12 protein-coding genes, 1 pseudogene and 1 riboswitch are annotated in these 14,228 nt (G+C 72.5%); of the genes and pseudogenes, 5 read left to right on the top strand and 8 right to left on the bottom strand.

Going from position 1 to position 14,228, the window contains the following annotated elements:
* Window positions 1-111: 111 nt before the first annotated feature.
* The 3 genes from AB0C46_RS35145 to thiO form a co-directional block, all read right to left on the bottom strand.
* Window positions 112-906 (bottom strand): thiazole synthase, encoded by a 795-nt coding sequence (locus AB0C46_RS35145; RefSeq protein WP_362832985.1) that lies wholly within the window; start codon window positions 904-906, stop codon window positions 112-114.
* Between the two features lie 9 nt (window positions 907-915).
* Window positions 916-1,131 (bottom strand): sulfur carrier protein ThiS, encoded by a 216-nt coding sequence (gene thiS, locus AB0C46_RS35150; RefSeq protein ID WP_362832987.1) that lies wholly within the window; start codon window positions 1,129-1,131, stop codon window positions 916-918.
* A 76-nt stretch (window positions 1,132-1,207) separates the two neighbouring features.
* Entirely contained in the window at window positions 1,208-2,431 is a 1,224-nt protein-coding gene (gene thiO, locus AB0C46_RS35155) for a glycine oxidase ThiO (RefSeq protein WP_362832989.1), read from the bottom strand.
* Window positions 2,429-2,541: riboswitch (TPP riboswitch) on the bottom strand. (Overlaps the previous gene by 3 nt.)
* A 155-nt stretch (window positions 2,542-2,696) precedes the next feature.
* Between thiO and AB0C46_RS35160 the strand changes: the two genes are divergently transcribed.
* From AB0C46_RS35160 to AB0C46_RS35180, 5 genes are all read left to right on the top strand, one after another.
* Window positions 2,697-3,938, top strand: a complete 1,242-nt coding sequence (locus AB0C46_RS35160) for an FAD-dependent oxidoreductase (protein WP_362832991.1) — start codon at window positions 2,697-2,699, stop codon at window positions 3,936-3,938.
* Window positions 3,939-4,076: 138 nt separating this feature from the next.
* Window positions 4,077-4,442, top strand: a complete 366-nt coding sequence (locus AB0C46_RS35165; RefSeq protein ID WP_018090227.1) for an Rv2175c family DNA-binding protein — start codon at window positions 4,077-4,079, stop codon at window positions 4,440-4,442.
* A 112-nt stretch (window positions 4,443-4,554) separates the two neighbouring features.
* A complete protein-coding gene (thiE, locus tag AB0C46_RS35170; protein WP_362832993.1) occupies window positions 4,555-5,220 on the top strand; it encodes a thiamine phosphate synthase in 666 nt (221 codons plus the stop codon).
* A gap of 155 nt (window positions 5,221-5,375) precedes the next feature.
* Complete coding sequence (metF, locus tag AB0C46_RS35175; RefSeq protein WP_362832995.1) at window positions 5,376-6,293, top strand: methylenetetrahydrofolate reductase [NAD(P)H]; 918 nt, start codon at window positions 5,376-5,378, stop codon at window positions 6,291-6,293.
* A gap of 36 nt (window positions 6,294-6,329) precedes the next feature.
* Window positions 6,330-7,484 (top strand): hypothetical protein, encoded by a 1,155-nt coding sequence (locus tag AB0C46_RS35180; RefSeq protein ID WP_362832996.1) that lies wholly within the window; start codon window positions 6,330-6,332, stop codon window positions 7,482-7,484.
* A gap of 282 nt (window positions 7,485-7,766) precedes the next feature.
* On the opposite strand, the gene AB0C46_RS35185 is transcribed toward AB0C46_RS35180, so the two are convergent.
* The 5 genes and pseudogenes from AB0C46_RS35185 to AB0C46_RS35205 form a co-directional block, all read right to left on the bottom strand.
* Window positions 7,767-9,284 carry an NAD(P)/FAD-dependent oxidoreductase gene (locus tag AB0C46_RS35185; RefSeq protein ID WP_362832997.1) on the bottom strand — a complete coding sequence of 506 codons (1,518 nt, stop codon included), beginning with the start codon at window positions 9,282-9,284 and terminating at the stop codon, window positions 7,767-7,769.
* 94 nt (window positions 9,285-9,378) lie between these two features.
* Window positions 9,379-9,999, bottom strand: a complete 621-nt coding sequence (locus tag AB0C46_RS35190; protein WP_362832998.1) for a DUF4126 domain-containing protein — start codon at window positions 9,997-9,999, stop codon at window positions 9,379-9,381.
* A 373-nt stretch (window positions 10,000-10,372) separates the two neighbouring features.
* Window positions 10,373-10,990 carry a TetR/AcrR family transcriptional regulator gene (locus AB0C46_RS35195; protein WP_026169738.1) on the bottom strand — a complete coding sequence of 206 codons (618 nt, stop codon included), beginning with the start codon at window positions 10,988-10,990 and terminating at the stop codon, window positions 10,373-10,375.
* A gap of 35 nt (window positions 10,991-11,025) precedes the next feature.
* Window positions 11,026-13,226, bottom strand: a pseudogene (locus AB0C46_RS35200) (YhgE/Pip domain-containing protein).
* Window positions 13,198-14,220, bottom strand: a complete 1,023-nt coding sequence (locus AB0C46_RS35205) for an ATP-binding cassette domain-containing protein (RefSeq protein WP_362832999.1) — start codon at window positions 14,218-14,220, stop codon at window positions 13,198-13,200. Before AB0C46_RS35205 ends, AB0C46_RS35200 begins: the two are co-directional and overlap by 29 nt.
* Window positions 14,221-14,228: the final 8 nt, after the last annotated feature.

Here is a 14,228-nt window from a genome sequence, read left to right on the forward strand (position 1 = left end):
AAGCGAAGCAGTCCACACACCAGGCCCCGGAGGCCCGTCACCGCACCCACAGCCCCGCGCAGCGGACCCCGCCCGCCGCAGGCGAAACGGCGAGACAGCCAAAAACGTGGGCTAGAACGCCGGCCGTTCCGGGTCGAGGTCCGGTACGCCCTCCGTGGGCGAGGACGCCAGCGCGAAGTGACGGCGGGGGATCCGGCCCGCCCTATAGGCCAGCCGGCCCGAGGCGACCGCGTGCCGCATCGCCTCCGCCATCAGCTCCGGCTCCTGCGCACGGGTCACCGCGGTCGCCAGCATCACCGCCGCACAGCCCAGCTCCATGGCCAGCGCGACGTCCGACGCCGTTCCCGCGCCCGCGTCGAGGATGACCGGGACGCCGGCCCGCTCGGTGATCAGCTGGAAGTTGTGCGGATTGCGGATGCCCAGCCCGGAGCCGATCGGCGAGCCCAGCGGCAGGATCGCGGCGCAGCCCACGTCCTCCAGCTTGCGGGCCAGCACCGGATCGTCGTTCGTGTAGGGCAGCACGGTGAAACCGTCGTCCACCAGGGTCTCGGCGGCGTCGAGCAGTTCGATCGGGTCGGGCAGCAGGGTGCGCTCGTCGGCGACGACCTCCAGCTTGATCCAGTCCGTGCCGAGCGCTTCCCGGGCGAGCCGGGCGGTGAGCACCGCTTCACCCGCGGTGAAGCAGCCCGCGGTGTTCGGCAGTACCCGGATGCTGTGGCGTTCCAGTACGGACAGCACCGAGCCCTGCACGGTCGGATCCAGCCGCCGCATGGCGACCGTTGTCACCTCCGTACCGGAGGCGAGCAGCGCCCGCTCCAGGACGTCGAGGCTGGGCGCACCACCGGTCCCCATGATCAGACGGGAGTCGAAGGTGGTGCCGGCAAGAGTGAGCGGATCGTCGGCCATGTCTGCGGATCAGCCTCCCTGGACTGCGGTGAGTACCTCGACGCGGTCGCCGTCGCCGAGTGGGGTGGTGGGCCACTGGGTGCGCGGCACCACGATTTCGTTGACCGCCGCGGCCACCCCGGCGGGTGCCTGGGACAGCGTCGCGACGATCTGGTCGAGGGTGAGTCCGCCGGGGATCGCACGGGCCTCGCCGTTGACGGACACGGACACGGTGGACGCGCTCATGCGCCGGCCTCGCTTCGTTGGGCGGGTGTGCCGTGGCCACCCGCGTACCTCTTCACCGTTCGGTCACTGCGCTCGCTCATACGGGCTGCTCCTCGGGGGCACGGGTGCGCTCCGGTCCCGGGGTGGCGGGGGAGAAGCGCACGGGGGAGAAGGGGCGGGCCTCTTCGGGGAGGCTCCCGGTGGCCAGCACTTCGGCCATCGCGTCACCGGTGACCGGCGCCAGCAGGACACCGTTGCGGAAGTGGCCGGTGGCCAGATGGAGGCCGGGCAGCTCGGTCGGCCCGAGCAGCGGCGCGTTGTCGGGGGCGGTGGGGCGCAGCCCGGCGCAGGTCTCGACCAGCGGCAGCTCGGTGATGCCGGGGACCAGCTCGTGGGCGTCCCGCAGCAGCTCGTAGACCCCGCCCGCGGTCACCGTGGTGTCCCAGCCCAGCTCCTCGCTGGTGGCGCCGACGACCAGTTCGCCGTTCTCCCGCGGCACCAGGTAGAGGGGCCCGCCGCGGACGACGGCCCGTACGGTGCGCGACAGGAAGGCGGGGCTGCCGGCCGGCACGTCCGGCAGCCGCAGCCGCAGCACCTGGCCCTTGACCGGCCGCACCGGCGGCAGCACCTCGTCGGGGACGCCGGCGAGACGGCCGCTCTGGCTGCCCGCGGCCAGCACGACCTGACCCGCCGACAGCCGTGTGCCGTCGGCGAGTTCGGCGCCCGTGGCGCGCCCGCCGCTGACCGTCAGCCGCGCGGCCGGGCTCCGGTGGAACGCCACTCCGGCGCGCTCACAGGCGGCCAGCAGGGCGCTCACCAGCCGCCGCGGATCGACCTGATGGTCGCCGTCCACCCGCAGCCCGCCGCGCACCCCGGGGGCCAGCATCGGCTCCAGACGGCGGCACTCGCGCCCCGTGAGCCACTGCGAGTCCAGCCCCGAGCGGGTCTGCAGCGCATGCAGCTCGCGCAGATGGGCGCGGTCGTCGGCGTCCAGCGCGACGGCCAGGGTGCCGCACCGCCGGTAGCCGATCCGCTGCCCGGCGGCCTCCTCCAGCTCTTCCGTGAAACGGGGGTAGCGCTGTGCCGAGGCGAGATTGAGGCCCAGCAGGGTCTGCTCGCCGTAGTGGAGCTCGGTGACCGCGGCCAGCATCCCGGCGGCGACCCGGGCCGCGCCGCCGCCGGGCGCGGGGTCGGCCAGCGCGACGGTCAGCCCGCGGCCGGCCGCCCGCCAGGCGGTGACCAGGCCGATGATGCCGCCGCCGAGGACGAGTACATCGGGACCCGGCGCGGCCGCTCCCGACGGTGTGGCGGATGAATGCATGGGCTTCCAGCCCCTCCCTTCGCCGGCATGACCCGGATCAGGTTCGTACGGTCGGAGGCCGGCCAGCCTCCCTCTCAGCCCGGTCCGCCCGGGCTCCCGCGAGTGCGTGTATCCATCACCCTAATACGGGGCTGCGACGCGCCGTAAGGCCACGCTCCGCGGCTACCCGGGGCCCGCACCCCGGGACGGCCGATCGTGACGGTGTGTCAGAGATCTCCTTGCGTGCTGCTGCGAGCGGCGTCACGGACCGTCCTAGAGTGATCGGGTGAGCGAGCAGAGCAAGTCCTCCCAGGCCCCTGACCGCACGCCGCGCGTCGTGATCGTCGGCGCGGGAATCGCGGGAGTGCAGACCGCGGTCGCCCTGCGCGAACAGGGCTGGCGCGGCGCGATCACGCTCCTCGGCGACGAGCCCCACCAGCCCTACGACCGGCCGCCGCTGTCCAAGGCGGTCCTGCTGGGCAAGGCCGAAGGCTCCACCTTCGACGTCGACTTCGCCGCGCTCGGCATCGAGCTCCATCTCGGCCGCCCGGTCACCGCCCTGCTGCCGGACGCCCATGTCGTCGAGACGGCCGGCGGACCGGTCTCCTACGACTACGCGGTCATCGCCACCGGTGCCGACCCGATCGTGCTGCCCGGCAGTGAGGGCCTGCCCGGCGTTCACCTGCTGCGCACCCTGGACGACGCCGAACGGCTGCGGCCGGTGCTCGCCGCCCAGCACGAGATCGTGGTCGTCGGGGCCGGCTGGATCGGCGCCGAGTTCGCGACCGCGGCACGCGAGGCGGGCTGCGCGGTCACCGTCGTCGAGGCCGCCGACCGCCCGCTGGCCGGTGCGCTGCCCGCCGAGGTCGCCGCCCATATGACCGGCTGGTACACGGACGCCGGTGCCGAGCTGCGCACCGGTGCCCGGGTGGCGTCCGTCACCGCGGGCGCGGTCACCCTCGCGGACGGCACGACCCTGCCGGCCGACGCGGTGGTCATCGGGATCGGCGCCCGGCCCGCGACCGCCTGGCTGGCCGGCTCGGGCGTCGAGGTCGCACCGCAGGACGGCTCCGTCCTCGCCGACGACCAGCTGCGCACCTCCGTGGCCGACGTCTACGCGGTGGGCGACTGCGCCTCCTTCCCATCGGCCCGCTACGGCACCCGCCTGCTGATCCACCACTGGGACAACGCCCTCCAGGGCCCCCGTACGGTCGCCGAGAACATTGCCCGCGGCGACGCCGAAGGGCTGGTCTACGACCCTGTGCCGTACTTCTGGTCCGAGCAGTTCGGCCGGTTCGTGCAGTACGCGGGCCATCACGGGAACGCCGACGAGCTGGTCTGGCGCGGTGACCCGGCCGGGGCCGCCTGGTCGGTGATCTGGCTGCGGGAGGGGCGGCTCGTCGCGCTGCTGGCCGTGGGGCGGCCGCGGGACCTCGCCCAGGGGCGCAAGCTGATCGAGCGGGGCGTCGTACTGGACCGTGAGCGGGCCGCGAATGCGTCGGTGCCGCTGAAGTCCGCGGCCGTGTAGCGGGCGCCGGCCCGCCCTGTGACCGCCGGCTGCCGGCCTGTCGGACAGCCCCTTGCGCCGTCACCCGCCGGTGTGCAGGAAGCCCCTGATGGCGATGCCCGGCTACCGGCTGTCAGTGCGAGGTGGCAGGCTTGTCCTGTGACCGAGATTGACGCAAACATCGATGGACTCGTCCCCGCCTGGCTCACCCTCCCCGACATCGCCGAACAGCTCGGCGTCGAGGTGACGCGTGTGCGGCAGCTGGTCAAGGAGGGCCAGCTGATCGCGGTGCGCCGCGGCGAGAACAGGGCGCTGCATGTGCCCGCCGATTTCATCCAGGACGACAAGGTGGTCAAGGGCCTCGTCGGTACCCTCACCCTCCTCAAGGACGACGGCTTCACTGACGTGGAGATGCTGGAGTGGCTGTTCACCCCGGATGAGAGCCTGCCCGGCACGCCTGCCCAGGCGCTGCGCGAGAATCGCGGTACGGAGGTGAAGCGCCGGGCCCAGGCGCTCGCCGTCTGACCCGCCCGGCGCGGCGCGCTCGGCCGCCGCACCCGCATCCGTAACCGCACCCGAGGGGCGTACGTGCCGGAAGGCCCGGCCGTACGCCCCCGACCTGGGGGGAAGCCGCCCGATGAGCACCGCACGACAGGCCCTGTCCGACGCCCGGCTCTATCTCTGCACGGACGCCCGTAAGCGGCAGGGCGATCTCCCGCAGTTCCTGGACACGGTGCTCGCCTCGGGCGTGGACATCGTCCAGCTGCGCGACAAGGGCATGGAGGCCGGAGAGGAGCTCCGGCATCTCGAGGTCTTCGCGGACGCCTGCCGGCGGCACGGAAAGCTGCTGGCGGTCAACGACCGGGCGGATGTCGCCCATGCGATCGGCAGCGAGGTGCTGCACCTCGGCCAGGGCGATCTGCCGGTGCCGGCCGCCCGCGCCCTCCTCGGCCCGGACATCCTCATCGGCCGCTCCACCCATGCCGAGGCCGAGGTGGACGCCGCGCTCGCCGAGGCCGGTGTGGACTACTTCTGCACGGGCCCGTGCTGGCCCACCCCCACCAAGCCGGGCCGCCACGCCCCCGGCCTCGACCTGGTCCGCCATACGGCTGCCCGGGCCCCCGAGCGCCCCTGGTTCGCGATCGGCGGGATCGACGCCGGGAATCTGGACGAGGTGCTGCGGGCCGGTGCCCGTCGGGTCGTCGTGGTCCGCGCGATCACCGAGGCGGACGATCCGGGAGCTGCGGCCGCCTCCCTGGCCAAGCGCATCCGGACCTGGGACGCCCAGAAGCTCCCGGGGTGACCGGGATCACTTCGCGGCGGCGACTTGCGGGCGAGGGAAACTTTCCTGTCGTCCTGGCGACCGGAAAATGTCCAACCAGTGGACACGAAGCCGACCAACCAGGCATTACGCCGATGCCGGTTGGTGTGCGCCCGGCCGGTGGTTAACCTGCCGGTATGGCCCTAGGTACAGCTTCCACCAGGACTGATCGTGCGCACACGGTGCGCGAACTGCTCGCTTCCGGCAAGCAGTCCTATTCGTTCGAGTTCGCTGCCCCGAAGACCGAGAAGGGTGAGCGGACCCTGTGGAACGCCATTCGTCGGATCGAGGCCGTCTCCCCGACCTTCGTTTCCGTGACGTACGGCGCCGGCGGCACCTCCCGTGACGGCACGGTGCGCGCCACTGAGCGCATCGCCACCGACACCACCCTGACCCCGGTCGCCCATCTGACCGCGGTCAACCACTCCACGGCGGACCTGCGCAACATCATCGGCCAGTACGCCGGCGCCGGGATCCGCAACATGCTCGCGCTGCGCGGCGACCCGCCCGGTGACCCGATGGGCGAGTGGGTCAGGCACCCCGACGGCGTCGGCTACGCCGCCGACCTGGTCCGGCTGATCAAGGAGTCCGGCGACTTCTGCGTCGGCGTCGCGGCCTTCCCCGAGATGCATCCGCGCTCGGCGGACTGGGACACCGATGTGGCACACTTCGTCGCCAAGTGCCGGGCCGGTGCGGACTTCGCCATCACCCAGATGTTCTTCTACCCGGAGGACTACTTCCGGCTCCGGGACCGGGTTGCGGCGGCGGGTTGCTCCACGCCGATCATTCCGGAGATCATGCCGGTGACGAACGTGCGCCAGATCGAACGGTTCGCTCAGCTCAGCAACGCGGCTTTCCCGCCCGAGCTTGCGGAGCGCATCCTGGCCGTCAAGGACGACCCCGCGGCGGTACGCTCCATTGGGATCGAGTACGCAACGGAACTGTGCGCACGCTTGATGGCCGAGGATGTTCCCGGGTTGCACTTCATTACCCTGAACCACTCCACGGCGACCCTGGAAATCTACGAGAATCTGGGCCTGCACCAGCAGTCCTGATCACGGTGGCCGGCGAGCGGCGGAAGAGGGGCGTATATGGGCTGGACGATCCTCTACATCGCATTCGGTCTGGTCGCCCTGTGGCTGCTGGGTGAGGTGCTGCTCCAGTACAAGGCGCGGCTGCGCTGGCGACTGGTCGCCTTCACCGGCTTCCTCGGTGTGGTCATCGGCGTGATCATCCCCTCGGTGATCGTGATCGGGCTGGGCCTGATCGCCTTCGCCATCGGGCAGACGAATGTGACGCTCTCCTTCCGCCGCGGCTTCACCACCGGCTGGTCCCTGGGCGGCAAGCCCGGTGAGAGCCGGCGCCGGCGGGCCCGCCCGGCCGGTCCGCCGTCCGCCGAACCGACCCTGCAGGTCTCCGGCCTGGAGGCGGTACCGCCCACCGACGGCACCGGCCCGGTCCTCGACGGGGGCCCGGACACCTTCGAGAGCACCGGCGGCTTCCAGAGCCGGGACGCCTTCGCCGCGCAGGAGACCTTCGTCGCACAGGAGCCCTTCGCCGCGCAGGAAACCTTTGCCGGGCAGGGCTCCTACGGCGGGCCGGGCTCCTACAACTACAACGCCGACGACGGCTACCGCGGCCAGGACCCCTACCAGCCGCAGCAGGACCAGGACGCCTACGCCACCCAGCCGTTCGCGGTCCAGGACGACTACGCGGCACGGGCCGACGCCACCGCCGTCTACGCCCCGCAGCCGATGCCCGACGAGACGGGCCAGTACGGCATCTACAGTCCCGATGCCCGCGCCCAGCAGAACGGCTACGGCTACGACGCCTACAACGGCGCCGCGGGCAACGGGAACGGCGACGGCAACGGCTATGCCTACGACGGCAGTTACGGCCAGGGCCCCGGCGCCCAGGACCCCTATGCCGACCCTTACGCGGCATACGGCGACGGCCTGGGCCAGGGCGGGCAGGCGCCCTACGCAGACCCGTACCTCGGCACCCAGCAGTACGCCGCGCCCTACGACCCGTACGCGCAGCCGGACCCCTACGCCCAACCGCCCTACGCCGCGCAGCAGTACGACAGCCAGGGGCAGCCGCTGGGCCAGTACCCGGGCCAGGGCTACGGGGAGACCCCGCCCGGCGGCGTCTGGGTCCCCCAGCAGCGCGACGGTGAACTCCCGCCCGAGCAGCCCTATCCGCCCTACCAGCAGCCGGGTTACGACGGGCAGCAGTACCGCTACTGAGCCGGCGGCCGGATGACCGGCCGGACGGTGCTACGGGTCCCCGCGGCCCGTCACCCTTCCCTTCAGTCGAGCCGTGTCTCAGGTGGAGGCGCGCATCGCGTCGAGCCGTGCCTCAGGTGGAGCCGTGCCTCACGTCGAGCTGCGCATCGCGTCGAGCCGTGTCTCAGGTGGAGCCGTGCCTCGCGTCGAGCCGCGCCTCGCATCGAGCCGTGCCACGCGTCGAGCTGCGCCTCAGGTGGAGCCGTGCTTCACGTCGAGCTGCGCCTCAGGTGGAGCCGTGCTTCACGTCGAGCCGTGCCAGTCGTCGCCGTTCACGATGAGGCCCGCGACGATCGCGCCGGACATCCCGGCATGCGCCGGCCCGCCGCCCGGGTGCGACCAGCCACCGACCGCGTAGAGCCCCGGTATCCGGGTGCGGTTGCCGGGCCGCAGGAACCGGCCCTCCTGGCCCGCCAGCGCCGGTCCCGGCACCAGCGCGTCGTCCGCCGGGGGTAGCACCTCCCGCCACAGCACCCGCTCCCGCAGCCCGGGAACCGCGGCCTCGGCGACCTCGGTCATCCGCTCCGCGCCGGCCGCCACGGCCTCCCCGTCCTGCCAGTCGACCGGCCCGTGCGGAGCCACCGTCGCGGTGAGGGTCACGGCCTCATGGGCATCGTCCGGCCGGGTGGTCGGGTCGTCCGGGCGCAGCACCGTCACCGTGGGCCGGTCACAAGGGGTCCGCGGCCCGGACCCGTCGCCGAACACGCCCTCCAACTCGGCCGTGCGGTCCGCAGCATGGACCACCGTCCGATGCGCGGCGTCCCCGGGGCGCGCGCCGCGCAGCGCGAGACAGACCGTGAGCCGTCCGGTGGCACGGTCACCCGGCCCCAGGGCGGGGCGGACATCGTCCGCACCCCACGGCTCCCGCCCCCGGCAGAGCTCCACGAGCCGCACCGGGTCGACGCCCGCGACCACGAACTCCGCCTCGGACACCCGGCCGTCGGCCAGCTCGACGCCCGCCGCCCGGCCGTCCTTCTCCACGATCCCGGTCACCGCCGCGCCGAAGCTGAACTCCACCTTGCGCGCCACACAGCGCTCGTACAGCGCGTCGGCCAGCGCCCCCATACCGCCGCGCGGGTACCAACTCCCGAAGGTCTGCTCCATGTACGGCAGCACGACGGCGCTCGCCGGGGCGCTGCGCGGGTCGAAGCCGTACGCCAGCGCATGGCTCTCCAGCAGCGCGATCAGCCGGGGATCGGCCAGCTCGCGGCGGGCCACCTCGGCGAGGGTGGCGGTCGTGGGGCCCTTGCCCCGGCCGAACAGGCCGCGTCTGCGCACCGCCGGATACGGATCGCGCCCCAGCACCCGCCAGTCCTGCCACAGCGGCTCCTCCAGGAGCGGCCGGCGGGTGGCGTCCCAGGCATCGCGGGCGCGGCCCACCAGCTCGCTCCAGCGCTCCCCGGAGCCCGCGCCCAGCGCCTCGTCCAGGGCCGCCAGCACCCCGGCCCGCGAGGCGTTCGGCAGCGAGACGGCCGTGCCGTCGGCGAAGACATGCCGGGCCGCGGGGTCGACCTGGGACAGCTCGATACAGCTCTCCAACGGCTCCCGGCCGGTCTTGAGAAACAGATCGCGGTAGACGGCCGGCAGATGCAGCAGCCCCGGCCCCGTATCGAAGGCGAAGCCGTCCCGTGCCAGCCGCCGCACCGCGCCGCCATACGTCGCGCCGCGCTCGAACACCGCCACCCGGTGGCCCGCGACGGCCAGCCGGGCAGCGGCTGCCATCGCGCCCATCCCGGCGCCGATCACCGCAATCCGTGCCATGCCTGCGACTTTATCCGGACCCACTGACAACGCCCGCACGGCTGTGGAAGGCCGGGCCCGACAGCGCCCGCGCGCCACCGGCGGCAGCCCGCCGTCAGGTCACCGGAGGTGCCGCACCGTCCACCGCGGCCGGCCGCTTCTCCGCCCGCCGCTGCCGCCGCCGCTGGAGGAATCTGCGGATCCGCGACCACAGGAAGACCACCACCGCGATCCCCGCGGCCAGCAGCGTCCCCGCGATGACCGCCGCGGCCACCGGATGGAACACGGCGAAGGCGATGAGCGCAGCGACCCCCAGATCCTCGGCCAGGCTCACCACGATGTTGCTGGCCGGCTCCGGCGAGGTGTTGACCGCGATCCGTGTGCCCGCCTTGACCAGATGGCTCAGCAGCGCCGTGGAGCCGCCCACCACGCCCGCCGCCAGCTCGGGCAGCGAACCGTTGTGGCCGGCCAGCAGCGCCGCCACCACACCGCCGGCGACCGGCCGGATCACCGTGTGCACCGCATCCCAGACCGAGTCCACGAATGGGATCTTGTCGGCGACGGCCTCGACCACGAACAGCACCCCGGCCACGATCAGCACATCGGGGCGCTGCAGCGCGGCGGGCACCTCATCGGTGACGCCGGTCGCGCCGAGCAGACCGAAGAGCAGGACGACGGCGTAGGCGTTGATCCCGCTCGCCCAGCCACTGGTGAACACCAAGGGAAGTATGGACACTCCGCAGATCGTAGGCCCCGGCTGGGGGCCGGTGCTCAGGTTTGAGTATCCGTACTCAGACACCGAGATGAGTAGGTACGCGGATGGGCCGGAGCCCGCCCGGACGGAAGAGTAAGGGCCACGGAAGGGAAGCGGCGCCGCACCGCCGACACGGGGCGGCGGAGCGGCGCGGCTCCCGGACGTGACGGGGGAACACGGGGGAGTACGGGGGAGTACGGGGGAAGCGCTGTCCTGGTCGGATCGAAGGGGGAACGATCCGTGCCAGGGCAGCGCACTTTTTTGTGCAGGACCAGGGGGAAGGGAAAAGGGGTGCGCGCCGCACCTGACCACTACGGCGCGCGCCCTCTTCCCGATGCCGGGGGAGGCCCGCCCGTCACTGCGAGGGCCGGCCGCTGATCCGCCCCTGGAGCAGCCGCGACAGCGCCGCGTGCACCTCGTCGATCGACCGGTCCGGCTGGTACGACTGCCAGTCCAGGGCGGCCACCAGGACCATGCCGAACAACGCCGAGGCGGTCAGCGGGATATCGATCTCCTCACTCAGCTCCTCACGGGCGACCGCCTCCCGCAGCACGTCCTCCACCACCGTGATGGCCCGCTCCCGCACCACCATCAGCGTCGACTGCCAGGCCCGGTTGGTGCGCCACAGCTCGGCGACGTAGAGCTGGGTGAGCGCCGGGTAACGGGAGATGAAGTCCAGCCCGGCCCGGATCATCGCGTCCAGCGCGTCGATCCGGCTGCCGCCCCGGTCGGCCACCTCCTCGGCGGCCGCCTGCAAGGACGTCGCCAGCATCTCGATGCCGTGCCGCAGCAGCTCTTCGAAGAGAACGTTCTTGCTCGCGAAGTTGTAGTAGACGGTGCCCTTCGCGACACCCGCCCGCTCGGCGATCTCGTCCACCGTGGTGGAGGAGAAGCCCTGTTCGGCGATGAGCGTGACCGCGGCCTCGAAGAGCTTGCGCCGGGTGGCGTCGCGGCGTGTATTGGAGCTGTCCATGGGGGCGATTGTGCCGCCCCCCGACGGCTGCGTGCTCACAGGCTCAATTCCGGATGCAGGTCCTTCATCCGCACCACCTGGCGGCTACGCGCCGTCAGGGACGTCAGCGCGAGCGCCCCCGCGGTGAACGCCAGCAGCACCACACCGCCCTGCCACACGGGCGCGAGATCCCCGCCCGTGATGAGCCGGCGCAGCCCCTCCACGATGTAACTCATCGGCAGATACGGGTGGATGGCGGCGAAGAAGCCGGGGCTGGTCTGCACCGGGTAGGTGCCGCCCGCCGAGGTCAGCTGCAGCATCAGCAGCGCCAGCACCAGGATCCGCCCGGCCGGTCCGAACTGCGCGTTCAGCCACTGGACGAGTGCCGAGAAACACGCCGTGACCAGGACGAGGAAGCCGATCGTGCCGGCCGCCCGCACCATCTCCAGGCCGATCGCGAAGTGCAGTACGGACATCAGCGCCGCGGTCTGCAGCACCCCCACACCGAACACCGGTAGCCACCCGGACAGCGCCACCCGCCAGGAGGCCGCGCCCATCGCCAGTGCCCGCCGGTTGAGCGGCTGGATCAGCATGTACGCCACCATCGCGCCGACCCACAGGGACAGCGGGATGAAGTACGGGGCGAACCCCGTGCCGTAGTTCGGCGCCTTGTGGGCCGCGTCCGAGGACAGCTGCACCGGGTCGGACATGACCAGGGTGTGCGCGTCACGGTCCTTCTTGCCGTAGTCGGGGATCTGCTTCGCCCCGTCGTGCAGCCCGCCGGCCAGCTTCTGCGAGCCGTCGGAGAGCTTGAACATGCCGCCGTTCAGTGTCTGCGCACCGTCCTTGAGCTTGCCCACACCGGAGTCGAGGTCGCCGATCCCGGCCGCCGCGCGGCCCGTACCATCGTGCAGCCGGTGCGCCCCGTCGTTGAGCCTGTCCGCGCCGGAGGCCAGCCGGGAATTGCCGGCGGCCAGTGTGCGCGCCCCCGCGGACACCTTGTGTGCACCGTCGTTCAGCTCGTTGATCTTCTTGACCGCGGCGTCCATGTCGGCGCCCAGGGTGGGCCCGCGCTGCGCCAGCTCGTTCGCCAGGGAGTGCAGCGTGTCCAGATCCCGGCCCAGTTGGTCGAGGTTCTTCTGGTCGTGGACGTAGCCGCTGACCTCCTCGGCCTTGTCCGCCGCGGTGGCCGCCTCCTCCTTGAGCTGCTTCAGCTCCGCACAGGAGGTGTCGAGCTGCACCCCGCCCGCACAGCGCAGCAGGCGGCCATGTGGTCGGAGATCCCCCGGGAGAGCTTTGCCTCCGTGGATGCCGCGGCGGGGAGCTTGTCCAGGTGGTCACGGACCGCCTGCGAACCGTCGGCCACGAGCTGCGCCGCCTCGCCGATCTCCTTGCCGTGCGCCCGGATGAAGGGCCCCACCTTGCCGACGACTCCGTTGACCTTGGCGGCCAGCTGCTGGGTGCCTTGCGCCACCTGCCCCGAACCGTCGGCCAGTTGGCGCGAGCCGTGGGCGGCGGTCCCGGCTCCCCGGGCGAGATCGGAGCTGCCCCGGGAGAGCTGCCCCGCGCCCGCGTCGAGGTCGCCCAGGCCGGTGACCAGCTTGCCGCTGCCGTTCTTCGCGGTGCCCAGACCGTCGGCCAGCCTGCCGGTGCCGTGCTCGGCCTGCCCGATGCCGTCCTTGAGCCGGTCGGCGCCGTCCGCGGCCTGTTCGGTCTTGCCGTGCAGTGTCGAGAAGGAGACAAAGATCTTGTCGAGGAAGGTGCGCGACGACTTTGTGGAGGCCGCGGAGCGCACCTCGGAGAACACCGTCCGGGAGATCTGCCCCACGATGTAGTTGTTCGCGTCGTTCGTCCGCACCTTGAGGGCACCGGTCTCCGGCTGGTCCCCGGAGCTGGAGGCGATCCGCCGGCTGAAGTCCTTCGGGATGGACAGCGAGAGGTAGTACGAGCCGCCCTCGACGCCCGTGGCGGCCTCCTCGGCGTCCACCGGCCGCCAGTCGAAGGTGTGGCTGTCCCGCAGCCCCGAGACGATGCTGTCGCCCGCCGAGATCCGCTTCCCGTCGACGGCCGCGCCCGTGTCCTCGTTGACCAGCGCGACCGGAATCTTGTCCAGCCGCCCGTACGGGTCCCAGAAGGACCACAGGTAGAGCGCGCCATACAGGAGCGGCAGCAGCAGGAGGGCGGCCAGCGCAGCGCGCGGCAGCTTCCCCCTCCCGAACCGCTTCAGCTCAAGCGCGGCCAGTTTCGGCGAGCGCATCGGCCGCCCCCTCCCCGTCCCTGTGCCCGTTCTCGTGCCCGTCGGTGGCGGGGGCGCCGACCGGTGTGCCGTCGGTGCTGTCAGCGCTGTCAGCGCTGTCAGCGCTGTCGGTGCCGTCCGGTCCGGACTGGCCGCCCTGGCTGCTCTTCCCGGTCTCGCTGTCCTCGCTGTTCTTGTTGTTCTTGCTGTCCGTGGCGTCCGTGGGGTCCGTCGCGTCCGGGCCGTCCGGGCCGTCCGGGGTGGCGGTGGATGTGCTGGGCGCGCCCCCGGGGGCGGTGGGTTGCGGGCGGGTGCCGGTACGCACCAGCACCACGTCCTCGTCGCCCTCCGGCGGCTCGCTGCACACCGCGAGCACCGTGGTGCCGGCCGCCGCGAGGCCGCGCAGCATCTTCCAGGCCGCGGCGCGCTCGCCGCCGGACAGCTTCAGATCGGTGTCGTCGACGGCGAGCAGCCGGGGGCCGCCGATCAGTGCGAGCGCCACGGAGAGCCGCAGCGCCTCCAGCCGTTCCAGGTCGCGCACGGACGTACGGATCCCCTTGGGCAGCGATTCCAGGTCGAGGCCGGCCGCCGTCAGCGCGGTGTCCACCAGGGCGCGGGCCGCGGCCCTGCGCCCGTGCCGTGGCCGCAGCAGTGCCCGCAGGGAACCGCCGAACCGGCCCTGCAACAGGGCGCGTTCCCGCAGATGCTCGCCCACGGTGAGCGCCGGATCGAGCTCGGCGACGCCCGGCACATGGGCGAGCGCGGTGACGGACCGGACCGCGGCCTTCTTCTGCGGCAGTGGCAGTCCGCCGACCTCGGCGGTGCCCGCGGCGGACTTCATCCGGCCGGTGAGCGCGAGCAGCAGACACGTACGGCCCGAGCCCGAAGGGCCCTGAACGGCGATCAGCGAGCCGGGTCCGGCCGTGAAGTGGATGTTCTGGAACGCCCATCCACGGGGGCCCTTGACTCCGAATCCCGCGGCCGTGACCGCCGCCCCGTGCGGGGTGCTGTCCACGATCCCCT

The organism is Streptomyces sp. NPDC048637 (assembly GCF_040650675.1).
GTDB lineage: Bacteria > Actinomycetota > Actinomycetes > Streptomycetales > Streptomycetaceae > Streptomyces.

Bases quoted from the DNA above. Each gene is read 5' to 3' on its own strand.
- AB0C46_RS35145 (WP_362832985.1), bottom strand. From the start codon at position 906: ATGGCCGACGATCCGCTCACTCTTGCCGGCACCACCTTCGACTCCCGT.
- thiS (WP_362832987.1), bottom strand. From the start codon at position 1,131: ATGAGCGCGTCCACCGTGTCCGTGTCCGTCAACGGCGAGGCCCGTGCG.
- thiO (WP_362832989.1), bottom strand. From the start codon at position 2,431: ATGCATTCATCCGCCACACCGTCGGGAGCGGCCGCGCCGGGTCCCGAT.
- thiE (WP_362832993.1), top strand. From the start codon at position 4,555: ATGAGCACCGCACGACAGGCCCTGTCCGACGCCCGGCTCTATCTCTGC.
- metF (WP_362832995.1), top strand. From the start codon at position 5,376: ATGGCCCTAGGTACAGCTTCCACCAGGACTGATCGTGCGCACACGGTG.
- AB0C46_RS35180 (WP_362832996.1), top strand. From the start codon at position 6,330: ATGGGCTGGACGATCCTCTACATCGCATTCGGTCTGGTCGCCCTGTGG.
- AB0C46_RS35185 (WP_362832997.1), bottom strand. From the start codon at position 9,284: ATGGCACGGATTGCGGTGATCGGCGCCGGGATGGGCGCGATGGCAGCC.
- AB0C46_RS35195 (WP_026169738.1), bottom strand. From the start codon at position 10,990: ATGGACAGCTCCAATACACGCCGCGACGCCACCCGGCGCAAGCTCTTC.